The sequence below is a fragment of the Candidatus Viridilinea mediisalina genome (assembly GCF_002532535.1).
In the GTDB taxonomy this organism is placed as follows: domain Bacteria; phylum Chloroflexota; class Chloroflexia; order Chloroflexales; family Chloroflexaceae; genus Viridilinea; species Viridilinea mediisalina.
Genome location: NZ_NQWI01000060.1, coordinates 1 through 16,157, shown reverse-complemented (window position 1 = coordinate 16,157; position 16,157 = coordinate 1). Strand labels below are relative to the sequence as shown.

The window sequence follows — 16,157 nt, the reverse complement described above, 5'->3', positions numbered from 1 at the left end:
GTAGTGCGGATTTACCCGCACCACCGCCCCTTTTTTGAGGGCAAATTCTGAAGAGCTTACCTCAAGGCTACCACTAGCCCTTCATGGGGGCGTAGGTTCAAGCTGGCGAGATCAAGGCTGCCTTCCCGATCCATCAGGCTGCTCACCAAGATGTCGCCCTCGGCCCCGTGGCTGCTCATGTCGAGGCTCACCGGCTGGCTGTCAAAGTTGAGCAGCACGAGCAGTTGGGTTGTGCCATCGCTGCGTAGGTAGGCAAAGACATCCTGGTTGGCGGTTGGGCATGTGCTGTACCTGCCAACACTGAGGGCGGCATGGCTGCGGCGGAGTTCCAGGAGGCGGCGGGTGAGAGTGAGCAACGAACGGTTGCCTTCGCGCTGTAGGGCTACATTGCGCCGGGCGTAGTCGGCGGCAAGGGGTAGCCAAGGAATGCCGGTGGTAAAACCAGCCCCCAGGCTGTCGTCCCACTGCATGGGGGTGCGTTCGGGATCACGGCCCCAGCCGGGGGCACGGATGCCCTGCGGATCAACAATCTGTTCCGCCGGGATGGGCACATTCTCCATGCCCAACTCATCGCCATAGTAGATCGTGGGCGTGCCACGCAGGGTGAGCAGTAGCATCTGGCCCAGGCGGGCGGCGGCCTGGCCCACCCGCGTCGCCAGGCGCGGCTGGTCGTGATTACCCAAGACCCAGTTGGGCCACGCGCCCGCCGGTAGCGCCCGCTCGTAGTGTTCCACTAGATCACGCACTGCCGATGCATGCCAATCTTTAAGTTTAAGCAGATTGAAATTATAGGGCAAATGCACTTCGTCAAGCTTACTGCCATAGTAGCTCACCAGTTGCTCAATCGGCAGGTAGATCTCACCAATCAAGACCCGCTCAGGAAACTCGTCGGCAACGCAGCGCATTTCGCGGATGATCTCATGCACCTCAGGCTGGTGTTGATCGTAGATCCGTTGGAGCCGGTTCTGCGGCTTCGCAGCGGGTGTCCAGTCGGGGTCAAGCGGATTATCGGGCAGCTCAGGGTGCTTGATCAGCATCCAGATCACATCAATGCGGAAGCCATCAACGCCGCGTGCAAACCAGAAACGCATGACCTCATAGATCGCTTGGCGCACTTCTGGATTACGCCAATTAAGATCGGGCTGCTTGGGATCAAAGAGGTGCAGATAGTACTGCCCGGTAGCCGGATCAAGCGTCCAGGCCGGGCCACCAAAGTGGCTGAGCCAATTGTTGGGCGGGCCACCATCGGGCGCTGGATCGCGCCAGATATACCAATCGCGGTAGGGGTTCTCACGGGTAGCGCGGGCCTGCACAAACCATGGGTGTTCGTCGGACGTATGGTTGGGCACCAGATCGAGAATGAGGCGCATGCCGCGCGCATGGGTCTCGCGCACGAGTTGGTCAAGATCATCTAAGCTGCCAAAAAGCGGATCGACATTGGTATAATCAGCCACATCATAGCCAAAATCGGCCATGGGCGAGGGGTAGATCGGCGAGAGCCAAAGGGCATCCACGCCCAGCCATTGCAGGTAGGGCAGCCGTTGGATAATGCCGGGCAGATCGCCTACGCCATCCCCATTGCTATCTTGGAAACTACGGGGATAGATTTGGTAAATGGTGCCAGATTGCCACCAGGGTATGTGATTGGTCATCATAATCCTTTGGATATAGTTTCAACCAAGGTACAACCCCACCTGCGCCACCGCCACGTCAGCCTCGAAGGGACGCCCGTAGGCAACGATGCCAATGCGGGTGAGTTGGTAGGAGTTTAGGGGCTGATCAAACCCCTTGGGTTGAAAGGCACTGAAAGGTAGATCAACCTGCTGCCAAGCTGCTGGAGCCACAAATGGTGTCCAGTAGAACTGCTGGGGACGGTAACAGGCGCTGGTGCGTAGGTGCAGCCGATACTGCTCACCATTGCCCCAGACCAGCAGGCGTATGCCGCTGTAGCTACTGCCATCCAATGGCTGGTCAGTGTGCGCCAGGGGCAGCGCGATCTGCACAAAGCCGCCTCCATGATCCAGACGCACCGCCCCGCGTAAACGCAGAGCCCGCACGCCAACAATCGTCTCGAGCGTCACCAGCTCTTGGGAGAGACCGCCCATGACCTGGTCGCTAAAACCGCGCCATTGGGCGGGGGCCTCGGGTTGGCTCAGGTCGTTCAGGATGAGATAATTCACGCGCTATTCCTCTTAGAGGCTGTCTGAGAATTCTATGGACTGGCGTTGGAGTGCCGGCTTCAGCCGGCTAAAGCCGGCACTCCAACACGCCCTCACTAGCTGTTCAGACAGCTTCTTACAAATTGCCCCGCTTGGCCTGCTCGCGCTCAATCGCCTCGAAGAGCGCCTTGAAGTTGCCTTTGCCAAAGCCGCGGCTGCCGTGGCGCTGGATGATTTCGATGAAGAGTGTAGGCCGATCCTGGAGCGGTTGGCTGAAGATCTGCAAGAGGTAGCCATCTACATCACGATCCACGAGGATAGAGCGTGCTTGCAGCGCCTCGCGGCTCTCGGCAATGGTACCGACCCGCGCCTCAAGGTCGTCGTAGTAGCTTGGTGGTACATTAATGAACGCGATGCCCGCCGCCCGCATGGCGTCTACGGTTGCACAAATATCGTCGGTTGCCAGAGCAATATGCTGCACCCCTGGCCCGCCGTAGTATTCGAGAAACTCAGCGATCTGGCTCTTCTTGCGGCCCTCGGCGGGCTCGTTGATCGGTAACTTAATCGTGCCCGTGCCGTCCTGCACCACAATGGACATCAAGGCTGAATATTCGGTCGCAATGGCCTCATCGTCAAAATGTACCAACTGCTCAAAGCCTAACACCTTGTGGTAGAAGGCGACCCAACGCTCCATTGCGCCCAACTCGACATTGGCCACCACATGGTCAACACTAGTGATCCCCGTGTCTGGCGTGGAGCTTGTAGCTTCAAGCGGACGAAAGTTAGGCAGAAAAAAGCCTGAGTCGTCACGGTATTCAACCAAACTATGCACCGTATCGCCATAGGCGCCAATCGTAGCGCGTACAAAGCGCCCTTGTTCGTTCGTATCCACATGTGGCGCGTGCAGCCCCACCGCCCCCCGTTGCAGCGCCGCCTCGTAGGCCGCAGTCGCATCGGCCACACATAGGGCCACATCCTTCACCCCGTCGCCACAGCGCGCAATACGGGCCGCAATGGGATGATCGGGCAGCAGCGGCGCGGTGAGCAGAAACCGAACGTTTCCACGCTGCAACAGGTAACTCGTGCGATCACGAAGCCCCGTCTCTAATCCAGCAAAAGCCACCGGCTGCAACCCCAAGGTCGCACGGTAGAAATGGGCCGCCTGACGTGCATTGCCAACATAAAACTCGATATAGGCCAGTCCCAGGATTGCTAGTGGATCGGGCTGAGTGGGCATGGGCTAACTCCTTGTGTTTATTGAGACGCGAGGACGCGAGGACGCGTGAGGCGAAGACGCAAGGACGCGAGGACGCGTGAGGCGAAGACGCAAGGACGCGAGGGCGCGAGGGCGCGAGGTCTTCGCCTCACGCCTCACGCCTCACGCCTCACACTTCATCCCTCATCCCTCTAAGGGTATCGGCTATTGGGGGTTGCTGTCAATAGGCACATGGCAAGCGGGTGATCATATGCTATGCTTATTCGGTGTAAGGATACTGGATCGAGGCTGTTTCTGAAACCATCCCTACCCTCTGTGCTCTCTGTGCCTCTGTGGTTCAAACCTCTGTGTTCTCTCTACTGAGATTCTCTGAATCTTTTAGAAGCATCTCCCCTCCATTATGTGGTATTTCACTCCCTACGCCCTCGCCCCAGGTTTGGCTTTTGTAGTTGCGCTGGTGGTGATTGCGCTCATCTGGCCCAAGCGCGAACAAGCCTTGGCCCGGGCGCTCTTGGCGTTGGTCATAGCAACCGCGATCTGGTCGTTGGGTAATGCGCTTGAGACATCCAATACAAACTTTACGGCCAAGTGGCACCTGATTCAATTTCAATATATAGGCATTATTCTAGTTCCTTTTGCATGGCTTGCGTTTGCTATGCTCTATACCGGGCGTAATCATCTGCTTACCTGGCAAATTTTTGCGCTACCTGCTGCCTTGCAGAGTGTTTCATTGCTGGCCATGTTCACCAATGATTGGCATTATTTCTTTGTACCCCCATTTACCTTGATGTACGATGCTGAACATGGTTTGCACTACATGGCTGGCGGTTTTGGGCCGCTCTGGTATATGCATGCGGCGATCTCCTATGGCTTAACGCTCTTTGGCACGCTGCTGGTACTCACCGCATTGCCCCGTGCGGCCCATACCTACCGCGTGCAGACCTTCGCGCTGCTGATGGGCGTGGCCATGCCCTGGATCGCCAGTATTCTCTATGTGACCGGGCGTAGCCCCATACCACGACTTGACCCAACGCCGATCGCCTTTGCCATCTCGTCCCTGGCCTTTATGGTGAGCATTACGCGCTACCATATGCTCGATCTGGTACCAACGGCGCGCGGCACCGTGATTGCCCACATGGACGACGCGGTGGTAGTGCTTGATGCCAAACGGCGCATTGTGGACGCCAATCCTGCGGCGTTGCGCCTAGTTGGCCGTACGCTTGACGATGTACTTGGGCGCAAAGTCGCAGATTTTCTGCCTGGCCATGAGCGTCTGGCTGAACAGTTTCGTGATGTGGAAACCGTAGCTACCGAATTGAGCCTTGATCGGGGTTCTGGCACCGAGTACTACGATCTGCGCATCACCCCGATCAACGACCGCCACGGGCGCTTGACCGGGCGCGTCGTGGTACTCCATGACATCAGGCACCAGAAGCAGAACGAAGCAGAACTGCGTAAAGCCAAAGAGGCGGCTGAGGCGGCCAATCGAGCCAAGAGCGCCTTTCTGGCCAATATGAGCCACGAGCTTCGCACGCCGCTCAATGCGATCATTGGCTATAGCGAGCTGCTTGAAGAGGAGTTGCACGACATTGGGCAAGCGGAACTCGTGCCCGATCTGCAGCGCATTACCAAAGCGGGCCAACATCTGCTCACCCTGATCAACGATGTGCTTGATCTGGCAAAGGTTGAAGCCGGGCGCATGGAACTTGAGATCGAAGCGCTCGATCCGCTCCCCGTGCTGCAAGAGGTCATGGCCACCGTCGAACCCATGATGCGTCAAAATGGCAACACGCTCATGCTCGACATCGAGGGCGCTCCCGGCATGCTCTGGGCCGATGCGACCCGCCTGCGTCAGATTTTACTCAATCTCCTCTCGAATGCCGCCAAATTCACTGAACGCGGCCATGTGCGCCTCCATGTAGCCCGCACAAGCTGTGACCAACAGATCACCTTTGCAGTGATTGATAGCGGCATCGGCATGAACGAAGAGCAACTCGCTAACCTCTTTCAACCCTTCAGTCAAGCCGACTCCTCAACCACGCGGCGCTACGGCGGCACCGGCCTGGGCCTCGTGATCACCCGCTCCTTCTGCCTCATGATGGGCGGTACCATTGATGTCCAGAGCAAACCCGATCAAGGCAGTACCTTCACGGTGAGCCTACCGGCAGTGGTGGGGTAGGGTTGGGGCTTCGCCCCATTCCTTCCAAAAGACCCCAAAGCGTTCGGCGGTGGCTCCGCCACCGCCGAACGCTTTGGGGTCTTTTGGAAATAAGAAAACTTCTAATGCCCTTGCACAATCTGTGCAATGGGTTGACAAGGCCAATTCATTGTGATATATTGAGCGCATAACCTTACCGCTTAGTCAACCCCAAGGGGACTACCAGTGAATAACCAGCGCTCACCGCTCATCTTTATCTTCCTCAGTGTCTTCATTGATCTGCTCGGCATTGGGATTGTGCTGCCCCTGTTGCCCTTCTATGTCAAGCTGATTGAGGAGACCGGCTCGGGTTGGATGGTTGCTAACTATGCGCTGATTGTTGGTGCATTGACCGCTTCCTACGCCTTCTTCCAGTTTCTCTTCGCGCCCATCCTTGGCGCGCTCTCGGATCGCTATGGGCGCCGCCCCATCCTTCTGCTCAGCCTAGTGGGCGCGGGTTTCTCCTATATCCTCTTTGGCCTAGCCGACCAGTTTGCCGCCTTTGGTGCAACTACGGTTCTGGCGGTACTCTTCGGTTCACGCATCTTCGCCGGGATCACCGGCGGTAGCATTAGCACGGCGCAGGCTTACATCGCCGATGTGACCACGCCAGAGACGCGGGCCAAGGGTATGGGGATGCTCGGTGCGGCCTTCGGTTTGGGCTTTATGCTCGGCCCGGCCATTGGCGGGATGCTCAGTACCATTAGCCTCGGCGCACCGGCCTTCGTCGCGGCCACCCTGGCCTTCGGCAATGCCATCTTCGGCTACTTCAAGCTGCCCGAGTCGCTGCCGGTCGAGCGCCGCAGCCAGCAGATCAGCAGCCTCAACCCCTTCCGCCGCTTGGGCAGCGTCGTGGGCCGCAGCAATATCCGCCCGCTGCTGCTGGGCATTATGATGCTAAACCTGGCCTTTGCTGGCCTCCAGAGCAACTTCGCGGTCTTTACCAGCACGCGCTTCGCCTACGGCCCCAGCGACATCGCTTTCCTCTTCGCCTTCATCGGCCTGATTGCGGTGGTGATGCAGGGCGGCCTCATTCGCCACCTCGTGCCCCGCTTCGGCGAAGCACGTCTCGCGCTCACCGGCCTTAGCCTGATGGTTATTGCCTTCACCCTCATCGCCGTCATTCCTAGCGCCTGGATGCTCTACCCCGCCGTTGGCATCCTTGTGATGGGTAGCAGTATGGCCACCCCCAGCCTCACTAGCTTGATCTCGCGCAGCGTCGGCCCCAGCGAGCAGGGCAGTGTCCTTGGCGGCACCCAGGCGCTCAACAGCCTCACCATGGTGGTTGGCCCCATCACCGCCGGGTTGCTCTTCGACACCATTGGCCAGAACGCCCCCTACATCGCAGGTGCCGTCCTGATCGCCAGCGCCCTCGCAGTACTCTTCGCCGCCCTGCGCCCCCAGCCCCGCCCCCAAAGCCAGCCCACCCAGCCCCTCAACCTGCGCTCCCATACCCAGTTTGAAGCCTCCGGCGATTAAGTTCAACGTCCCTGAATCAAGGGCGTGGGCGAGCCAAGCTCGCCCACGCCCTTTTTGTTCTGTGGTATAATTGTAGCACTATCGTTTCATAAAGCCTTCCAGCTTCCAAGAAAACCACGAGGCATGGCCAAAGATACCATCACCATCAAGGGTGCCCGCGAACATAATCTCAAGGCGGTTGACCTCGACATTCCCCGTGATCGCATGGTTGTCTTGACGGGGGTCAGTGGCTCTGGCAAGTCCTCCCTGGCCTTTGATACGCTCTATGCCGAGGGGCAGCGCCGCTATGTCGAAAGCCTCTCGGCCTATGCGCGCCAGTTCCTTGGCCAGATGGAGAAGCCGAAGGTTGATCTGATCGAAGGTCTTTCGCCTGCGATTGCGATTGAGCAGAAGAGTGCGAGTAAAAATCCGCGCTCTACCGTTGGCACGGTGACGGAGGTCTATGATTATCTGCGTCTGCTCTTTGCCCGCGTTGGTACCCAGCACTGCCCCCAGTGTGGCCAGCCGGTCGCATCACAAAGCGCCGAGCAGATGGTCAATCGGGTGCTTGAATTGCCTCCCGCGACGCGCTTTCTGATTTTGGCCCCAGTGGTGACGCAGCGCAAGGGTGAGTATAAAGATATTTTTGCCGAAGCACGGGCTGAAGGTTTTGTGCGTGTGCGTGTGGATGGGGAGATCCGCTCCCTCGATGAAGAGATTAAGCTCAACAAGAAGGTCAAACACTCCATTGAGGTCGTCGTGGATCGCCTTGTGATTCCCGATGCCAACGCTGAATCCCCCGCCGAACCCGAACCCGCCCCCAGTGGGCCCCTCGGCTTCGCCGCCGCCGCCGCTGGCGATGCCCACAGCGCCTTCCTCACCCGCCTTACCGATAGCATCGAACAAGCCCTGCGTGTCGCTGAGGGCCGTGTGGTGGTGAGTGTGGTCGGAGGAGCGAGAACAGAGAACAAAGAACAGAGAACAGAGAACGGAGAACAGGGAGCAGAGAACAAAGAACAGGGAGCAGACCCTAGTCAAGTTGCTTCCTCGCCTCCTCGCCTCTCGCCTCCTCGCCTCTCGCCTCTCGCCTCCGCCTCCGCCTCCTCGCCTCTCGAATGGCTCATGAGCGAAGCCAACACCTGCACCGAGTGCGGCATCTCTTTCCCCGAACTCACCCCGCAAATGTTCTCCTTCAATTCGCCCCAGGGGGCTTGCCCTACCTGCACCGGCTTGGGGACGCGCATGGAGGTGGATACGCAGCTATTGGTGCCCAATGAGCGCCTGAGCCTGCACGAGGGCGCGGTGGCCTATTGGGGCGATCTGCGTAAAAAGAGCGATTCGTGGGGCTATAAGTGCATCACCTCCCTGGCCAACCACTATGGCTTTAGCCTCGATACCCCGTGGAATGAATTGAGTCCCGCCCACCGCCAGGTTATTATCTTTGGGAGCGGTGCAGAAAAAATTCGCTTTGCCTGGGGCAGTGAGGGGGGCAGCCGTGGTGAGTTCTATCGCCCCTGGGAGGGGGTGGTGCTTGAGATTCAGCGCCGTTTTGTGCAGACCGGCAGTGACTACGCACGCGAATTTTACCTCCAGTTCATGAGCGAGCAGGAGTGTCCCGCTTGCGCTGGGGCGCGTCTGCGCCCCGAGAGTCTGGCGGTGCGCGTGGCTGGGGTGAGTATCCGTGAGGTTGGTGGCTACAATATCACCGAGGCCCACGCATGGACGCTGCGAATCGCTGATGCCGCGACTTCGCCACTCACGCCTACCCAACGCCACATTGCCGATGATGTCCTCAAGGAGATCCGTGATCGCCTCGGCTTTCTGCTCAATGTGGGCCTGCACTACCTGAGCCTCTCGCGCCCCGCTCCGACCCTCTCTGGCGGCGAAGCTCAGCGCATCCGCCTGGCCTCTCAGATTGGCTCAGGCTTGGTTGGCGTCATGTATATCCTCGATGAGCCGAGTATCGGCCTGCATCAGCGCGATAACCGTAAGCTCCTCGATTCGCTGCTGCGCCTGCGCGATCTTGGCAATACGCTGGTGGTGGTTGAACACGACCTTGATACCATGCATGCCGCCGATTGGATTATTGACTTTGGCCCCGGGGCGGGCATTAAGGGGGGCGAAGTGGTGGTCTGTGGCCCCCCCGAGGCGGTTGCCGCCCATCCCGCTTCGCTCACCGGGCAGTATCTGAGTGGGCGCTTGACGATTGATACGCCCCCGCAGCGCCGTCAGGCGCTCCGCAACGAGGCGATCAATGCCCGTCGTGCAGAGGCAAACGCCTCCGTGCCGCCGCGCCGTGGGCGCAGCCGTAGCCGCCCCAACCCCAACGACCTGCCAGTGGGTGCAGAGGCGTGGCTGCTGCTTGAGGGCGCGACGCTCAACAATCTGCGTGATGTGAACATTCGCCTACCGCTGGGTACCTTCATTGCGGTGACCGGCGTCAGTGGCTCTGGTAAGTCCTCGCTGATCACCGAGACGCTCTACCCCGCCCTGGCCAACCAGCTCAATAAAGCCCAACTGCGCCCCGGCCCCTACCGCCAACTCCAGGGCCTTGAGTATCTCGATAAGGTCATTGATATTGACCAACAGCCCATCGGACGCACGCCCCGCTCCAATCCTGCGACCTATGTCAAGCTCTTTGATCTGCTGCGCGACCTCTTTGCCAATACCGCCGAAGCGCGCCTGCGCGGCTACCAAGCCGGTCGCTTTAGCTTCAATGTGAAGGGCGGACGCTGCGAAAGCTGTGAGGGCAACGGCGAGATCAAGATTGACATGCAATTCCTGGCCGATGTTTGGGTGCGCTGCGATGAGTGCAAGGGCAAACGCTACAACCGCGAAACGCTCCAGGTGCGCTACAAGGGCAAATCAATTGCCGACATCCTTGATATGGATGTGCAGACCGCGCTCGATTTCTTCGCTAATGTTCCACGAGTGCGCCGTATTCTGCAAACCCTCCACGATGTTGGTCTCGACTATATCAAACTCGGCCAGCCCGCCACAACCCTCTCCGGCGGCGAGGCCCAACGGGTCAAATTGGCCAAAGAGTTGGCCCGCGTCGCCACCGGACGCACCATCTACATCCTCGACGAACCCACCACCGGCCTGCATTTTGCCGACATCCAAAACCTCTTGCGCGTCCTGCACCGCCTTGTAGATGCCGGTAACACCGTGATTGTGATCGAACACAACCTCGACGTGATCAAAACCGCCGACTGGGTTCTCGACATGGGGCCCGAAGGCGGCGACGGCGGCGGTCAACTTGTCGCTGCCGGAACTCCCGAAGCGATAGCCCAAGTTGAAGCCTCGCACACCGGGCATTTTCTGCGCGAGTTGTTGCTCTAGTATCTTCTCTCAGAGGCTGTCTGAAAAGTCTATGAACTGGTGTTGGAGTGCCGGCTTTAGCCGGCTAAAGCCGGCACTCCAGCGTGTGTCAACTGGCTTTTCAGACAGCTTCTCAGAGATGATCTGTGGCGGCTTTACTATTTGCGAGGACGCGAGGACGCGAGGACGCGAAGCCCTCGCCTCTTCGCCTCACGCATCCTCGCAAGTCTGAAACCATCCCTCACAAAACAAGGCGATCCACCACCATGGCCACAAAGATCAGGGCTAAATAGAGCAGACTATACTTGTAGAGCCCCCACACACTCGCGTGGTCGCCTTTGTGCCAGACGGCCCAGGCGTAGTAGAGGAAGATGGCCCCAAAGCCCACGGCGGCCCCAAAGTAGAGCCAGCCCATGGTGCCGAGGGGGGTCAAGAGTAGGCTGAGCGCCACCATGAGTACCGAGTAGACCAGGATCTGCCAGCGCGTTTCGGCGACGCCTGCGACGACGGGCAGCATCGGTACACCCGCACGGGTGTAATCCTGCTCTTTGATCAGGGCCAGCGCCCAGAAGTGGGGCGGTGTCCAGTAGAAGACAATCGCAAAGAGCAGCAGCGGCGCAATGCTCAACTCACCTGTCACGGCGGTCCAACCAACCAAGGGCGGAATGGCACCCGCCCCGCCGCCGACAATGATGTTTTGCCAGGTGGTGCGTTTGAGCCAGCGTGTGTAGAACCAGGCGTAGTAGACGATGCCCAAGGTTGAGCAAAGCGCCGCTAGGGGCGTGGTAAAGGCTACCAGCACGACGATGGAGAGGGCACTGAGCAGCAGGCCAAAGAGCAGTGCGTTGCGTTGCGAGATGCGGCCACTTGGTACGGGGCGGCGACTGGTGCGGCCCATGTTGATGTCTATGTCGTGATCGAAGGCGCAGTTGATCGCACCCGCACCGCCAGCGGCCAAATAGCCACCCACCATTGTCCAAAAGACAAGCCAGAGCGAAGGCAGGCCCGCTTCGGTAATCAACATTGCGCCCGCTGTGGTCACAAGCAGTAGCGAAATGACTTTGGGCTTCGTAAGGCTGAGGTAGTCACTCAGCAGCGAGGGGCTACGCTCGGTGGTGGGGCGGGTGGTGGCTGCGGTGCTAGTGCCGCTAGGCAGCGGGCGGCGTTGCGCCAAGACCGCGAAGGCCAGCGTTGCCACCCAGAGGCTCGCCGCAAGGCCAACCATCGCCCCAGCCGCATGCGGCAGCAGCAAGAGCGGGGCTAGGCCAACCAAGAGCAGCAGCACAAGCATGGCATAGCTCAGCAGCAGCCGGTCGCCACGCCGCGAACGCCAGGTCTGCCAGAGTGTCCCCGTGGCCAGTATGCCAGCCATAGCGAGCACGCCACCAGCATTCGCAGGCAGCAGCACCGCAGCGCTCGCCGAGGGTTCCAACGCAGCACGGCTACTCAACGCCAGCGTCAACACTCCAATTGCCCCGGCGGTCCACCATGCGAAGCCACTGAGCCGTCGCGCATCGCGTAGCGCCCGTGCGCCGAGGCGTTCATGCGGGGCTGGTTGCAGCAAGCGCGTTGCAGCAAGGGTTTGGCTCCCCAGCATCAGCAGCGCCAAGAGCAAATGGGAGAGATCGGCAGCCACAGCAAAACCCAAACTGGCCATCAGCCCATCAAGGCCAAGCTGAAACAGGCCAAAGATCGGCGCAAGCATAAGCAAGATGCGCGTTGTACGCTCCAGGGTAGGGCGCACGAGCGCCAGGATTGCAGCGGCAGCAGCGAGTAGCATCGCCAGCAACACCAGCAGCCGGTGGCTCAGAGCCAACCAGAACTGCGGCGTCGCATCGGCAGCAAACGTCTCAACACAGAGCGGCCAACCCGAACAGAGCCCCCCACTGCCCGTCGCACTCACCAAGCCCCCCGAAGCGATCACGAGCAGCGTCATCAGGGTAGCAGCACCGGCAATGCGAGCTAGGTTGTACTTGAGCATAGAGGCAGCCTTACAGAGATACAGATTTTTTACCACAGAGCCACGGTTTTTTTACCACAGAGACACAGAGAACACAGAGAAGTAAAGGATACCGATCTAAGAAGTTGTCTGAAAAGCCGGGGGGCAAACACTGGAGTGTCGGCTTTAGCCGGCTAAAGCCGGCACTCCAACGCCAACCCATAGACTTTTCAGACAGCCTCTAAGGAATTGCTGCATACCTCCAACTCTACGCATCTCTGTGTCCTCTGTGCCTCTGTGGTTCAATCCTTCTGTGCCTCTGTGGTTTAATCCCTCTGTAGCTCTGGTTCAATCCCTCTCTATAGCTCTACATAGACCCCATAGAGTAGCAGGGCCGTCAGCAGCGCCGTCAGCAGCGTCCACGCGAAATCGGCATTCGCAGGGCTACGCGGCACCCCAAGGGGCGGCGGTGCTGGTGCGCGGCGCAGCCGCCACGCGGCACGAATGAGGATCGCTTGGCCCAGCACAAAGATGAAAACCACCAGCCAGAAGATACTATAATGCAGCATACCTGATCGCTCTTGCTAAACTCATGCCGACGGGGCCGCCACCAGAGGCGCATCGCAGGTATAGAACTGATGCAGCCGATAGGCATAGTAGCGATAGCCCAAATTGGTCGCAAGGGCCACTGCCAGTTGGGGTGAAGCTTTGATCCGCCGGAAGATCTCAGGGTAGCTATAGGTCTTCTTCCAGGCCCACTCGGTGCCGCGCAGCAGCGCCTCAGGCGTTAGTTTGGCAGGCTGAAAGACAACGTGCTGCCCATCGTAGAGGCTCCAGTCGGTAGTGAGGATGCGCCCTTCGGCTTCGAGCCGTCGGAAGAGCGGCGTCGCCGGGAAGGGCGTCTGGATGGCGTAGCGCGGCAGATCGATGCGCGCCTCGGCGACCAACTCAACCGTGCGGGCAAAACAATCCTGATCGTCGTGGTCAAAACCAAAGACAAAACAGCCCATGAGTGCAATCTTACGCTCGTGCAGGCGACGTGTCAACTCACGGTAGTCGAGGCGTCCATTGAAACTCTTGCGCGTCTCGGACAGCGCCGCCCCCGCATCGCTCTCAAGGCCAATCAAGAGGCCCCGGCAGCCAGAGCGGGCCGCGAGATCGAGCAATTCCTCATCTTGGGCAATGAGCGTCGTAGCCAAACCGCCCCAAGCGAGGCGGAGCGGCGTAAGCGCCGCAAAGAGCGCCTTGGCATAGTCGAGATCAGCAATCAGGTTGAGATCGAGGAAGACCAAGCGGCGCGTCCCCATATGGCGAATCTCGGCCACCACTTCAGCCACCGGACGCTGGTAGGGATGCCGACCCCAGGCAGTCGGCACCACACAGAACTCACACTGATGAATACAGCCCCGCGTAGCCTCAATCGTATGGGGCGTCGTATAGTGCTTGGTGGGCAAGAGATCGCGGCGCGGCAGCGGCAGATTAGCCAGGCTCAGATTGGGCGCTTGGAGGTAGCGTGGTGCCATCTGACCCGCCACAAAATCACGCAACAACTGCGGCCACGTCTGCTCGGCATAGCCCACCACCACCGCATCGGCATACTGCGCCGCCTCATCGGGCAACAGCGTCGCATGCACCCCCCCCAACACCACCGGCACACCCCGCTGCCGAAAGTGGTGCGCCAACTCATAGGCCCGTGGTGCCGTCCCGGTAATCATCGAGATACCGATCAGGTCGGCCTGTAGATTCAGATCAACCTCCTGAATCCCCTCATCCACCAAAATCAACTCAGCCTGCAACTCAGGCGGCACCAACGCCGCCAAGGTAGTCAAAGTCAACGGCATATAGCGCATGGACTTCTTCCAAATCCCCGTGCGATGGCGATAGAGCGGGCCACGCGGTGAAATAAGGGCAATGCGGAGTTTCGTTTGGTGGGTCATAGGGGGAGACCTTCGTGTTCTAGGTTATTAAGGATGCACTTCTTATCTCAATGTTGATATAGCTCTATATTAGTTGCCATTATTCACCCAGCGCGGATAGCTCCCAAAGATCTTAAAGAGCCCTGACTGGGCTGCGATGCGTTCGAGGGCGCGGGCGATGTGGGTTTCGCTGCAGTGACCGTTGATATCTACGAGGAAGATATATTTACCCAGGGATTCTTTGGCGGGCCGCGATTCCAACTTGGTCATATTGATACCCTCTTCGGCCAATGCGCGCAACGCCTCAACCAAAGTACCGGCCCGATCCTCGCGGAACGCAAAACAGAAACTGGTCTTGTCGTCGCCACTGGGCGATGCCTCACCCTGAGCCAACGCAATGAAGCGGGTCACATTACTAAGATTGTCGGCAATGTCGCGGGCCAATATGTTAGCCCCGGTAATCTCGGCGGCACGCAGGGTGCTGATCGCCGCCGCCCGGCGTGGGTCGGCCATGGCCTCGGCGGGAGCGGCGCTATTCGAGAGCGAAGCCACCGTCGCCACGTTGGGCAGGCAGCGCTCAATAAAGCGGCGACACTGCCCCAAGCTCTGCGGATGGGCATAGAGCACTTCAATCTCGCTGAGGCTCAAGGCATGCCGTGCGACCAAATATTGGCGAATGGGAATCACAATTTCACCCACAATCGGCAGACTGGTCTCGTGAATGAGCAGATCGAGCGTATAGTTCACACTGCCCTCTAGCAGATTCTCAATCGGCAGAACGCCAATGCTGGCCGCCGCCGTTTCGATGGCGGTCACCACCGCAGGGATACTTGCGAGGGGCAGCAGGGAGGCGGTCTCAAAGCTGTTGGCATAGGCAGCAGCGGCCTCTTCCGAGAAGGTGCCGGGCGGGCCAAGGTAGGCTATGGTTTGCATAGGTTTATTATACCATTTACGATTATAGATTGCCGATTGCCGATTGCCGATTGCCGAACGGCGCAGTGGCTCGGTGGCTGAGCTTGTCGAAGCCAGCCTGTCGAAGCCACCGCGAGGCCGCATGCCAACCCAAGGCTTTTTCGCGCTAACAAAAAAGTGGATTTGGGGCGTAGCCCCAACGACATTGACGTAGCCCTTAGCGAAAAACCACTAGGGGTTGCACAGGCAGCAAAGCTGCCCGCACAACCCCTAATCGTGCATGACCATCATGTCTTATACGAGATTACCCTTGAACATGCCACATCATCAAGAACGCAAAAGCGCATCGGGACGCCATGTTCGGCAATCTACAATCTACAATCTACAATCTACAATCCACCCTGCGCACTCACATAGCTCTGGCCCACACTAGTAGGCCGCAACAACGTGGGATTGCGCAAGAGCCCAACAATCGTGTCAATCGCTTTGGCCCCTTTGCCAATATGAGCAATCGCACCCACGAGGTTGGAGCGGCGGCGGCTCTCTTCATCCGTATGGCTAGTGAGCATAATCACCGGGATGGAGCGCGTTAGTTGATCCGCCTTGAGCAAACGGCAGACATCGTGACCACAGATGTGGGGCAGTTCAAGGTCTAGAATGACCGCATCGGGCAGATGCGCCCGCGCCATGTGAATACCACTACTGCCCGTGGTCGCAATCCGTACAGTATATCCATGGCGCTCTAGCTCTAGCCGGGCACGCAATGCTTGGGTGTAGCTGTCTTCGATGAGTAGGATGTTGGTGGCCACGCTGATTCCCCTTGGAATTATATTGATTATATGCCGTCTAACTATCAATTCCTGGGTATCATACCAGATTTCAGCGTTGTTGTCTTGTTGATTGCAACTATAATTGTGTGTAGTTTGCCCAAATAGCAACCAGATTTTTTGGATGGTATGACTATGTTCGGCAATCTCCAATCTCCAATCTCCAATCTCCAATCTCCAATCTCCAATCTCCAATCTCCAATCTCCAATCT

Annotated in this window: 11 protein-coding genes; 3 read left to right on the top strand and 8 right to left on the bottom strand. The window is 58.7% G+C overall.

Annotation, left to right across the window (positions count from 1 at the left end; translation table 11 throughout):
* Positions 1-56: 56 nt before the first annotated feature.
* The 3 genes from CJ255_RS13175 to hppD form a co-directional block, all read right to left on the bottom strand.
* Positions 57-1,655, bottom strand: coding sequence for an alpha-amylase family glycosyl hydrolase (locus CJ255_RS13175; protein WP_217352441.1), 1,599 nt, complete (start codon positions 1,653-1,655; stop codon positions 57-59).
* An 18-nt stretch (positions 1,656-1,673) separates the two neighbouring features.
* Positions 1,674-2,180 (bottom strand): CIA30 family protein, encoded by a 507-nt coding sequence (locus tag CJ255_RS13170; protein WP_097644566.1) that lies wholly within the window; start codon positions 2,178-2,180, stop codon positions 1,674-1,676.
* 115 nt (positions 2,181-2,295) lie between these two features.
* Positions 2,296-3,396, bottom strand: a complete 1,101-nt coding sequence (hppD, locus tag CJ255_RS13165; protein WP_097644565.1) for a 4-hydroxyphenylpyruvate dioxygenase — start codon at positions 3,394-3,396, stop codon at positions 2,296-2,298.
* A gap of 379 nt (positions 3,397-3,775) precedes the next feature.
* On the opposite strand from hppD, the gene CJ255_RS13160 reads away from it, so the two are divergent.
* From CJ255_RS13160 to CJ255_RS13145, 3 genes are all read left to right on the top strand, one after another.
* Positions 3,776-5,554 carry a sensor histidine kinase gene (locus tag CJ255_RS13160; RefSeq protein WP_097644564.1) on the top strand — a complete coding sequence of 593 codons (1,779 nt, stop codon included), beginning with the start codon at positions 3,776-3,778 and terminating at the stop codon, positions 5,552-5,554.
* 204 nt (positions 5,555-5,758) lie between these two features.
* On the top strand, positions 5,759-7,051 hold the full coding sequence (locus CJ255_RS13155; RefSeq protein WP_097644563.1) for an MFS transporter: 1,293 nt from the start codon (positions 5,759-5,761) through the stop codon (positions 7,049-7,051).
* Positions 7,052-7,174: 123 nt separating this feature from the next.
* Positions 7,175-10,372: an excinuclease ABC subunit UvrA gene (locus CJ255_RS13145; RefSeq protein WP_165774702.1), complete on the top strand. Its 3,198-nt coding sequence runs from the start codon at positions 7,175-7,177 to the stop codon at positions 10,370-10,372.
* Between the two features lie 220 nt (positions 10,373-10,592).
* Here CJ255_RS13145 and CJ255_RS13140 read toward each other — a convergent pair whose 3' ends face one another.
* The 5 genes from CJ255_RS13140 to CJ255_RS23575 form a co-directional block, all read right to left on the bottom strand.
* Positions 10,593-12,332 (bottom strand): heme o synthase, encoded by a 1,740-nt coding sequence (locus CJ255_RS13140; protein ID WP_165774701.1) that lies wholly within the window; start codon positions 12,330-12,332, stop codon positions 10,593-10,595.
* A gap of 317 nt (positions 12,333-12,649) precedes the next feature.
* Positions 12,650-12,859 carry a hypothetical protein gene (locus tag CJ255_RS13135; RefSeq protein ID WP_097644562.1) on the bottom strand — a complete coding sequence of 70 codons (210 nt, stop codon included), beginning with the start codon at positions 12,857-12,859 and terminating at the stop codon, positions 12,650-12,652.
* Positions 12,860-12,880: 21 nt separating this feature from the next.
* Complete coding sequence (locus CJ255_RS13130) at positions 12,881-14,227, bottom strand: B12-binding domain-containing radical SAM protein (RefSeq protein WP_097644561.1); 1,347 nt, start codon at positions 14,225-14,227, stop codon at positions 12,881-12,883.
* A 69-nt stretch (positions 14,228-14,296) separates the two neighbouring features.
* Positions 14,297-15,139, bottom strand: a complete 843-nt coding sequence (gene pheA / locus CJ255_RS13125; protein ID WP_097644560.1) for a prephenate dehydratase — start codon at positions 15,137-15,139, stop codon at positions 14,297-14,299.
* Positions 15,140-15,507: 368 nt separating this feature from the next.
* Positions 15,508-15,927: a response regulator gene (locus CJ255_RS23575; RefSeq protein ID WP_165774700.1), complete on the bottom strand. Its 420-nt coding sequence runs from the start codon at positions 15,925-15,927 to the stop codon at positions 15,508-15,510.
* Positions 15,928-16,157: the final 230 nt, after the last annotated feature.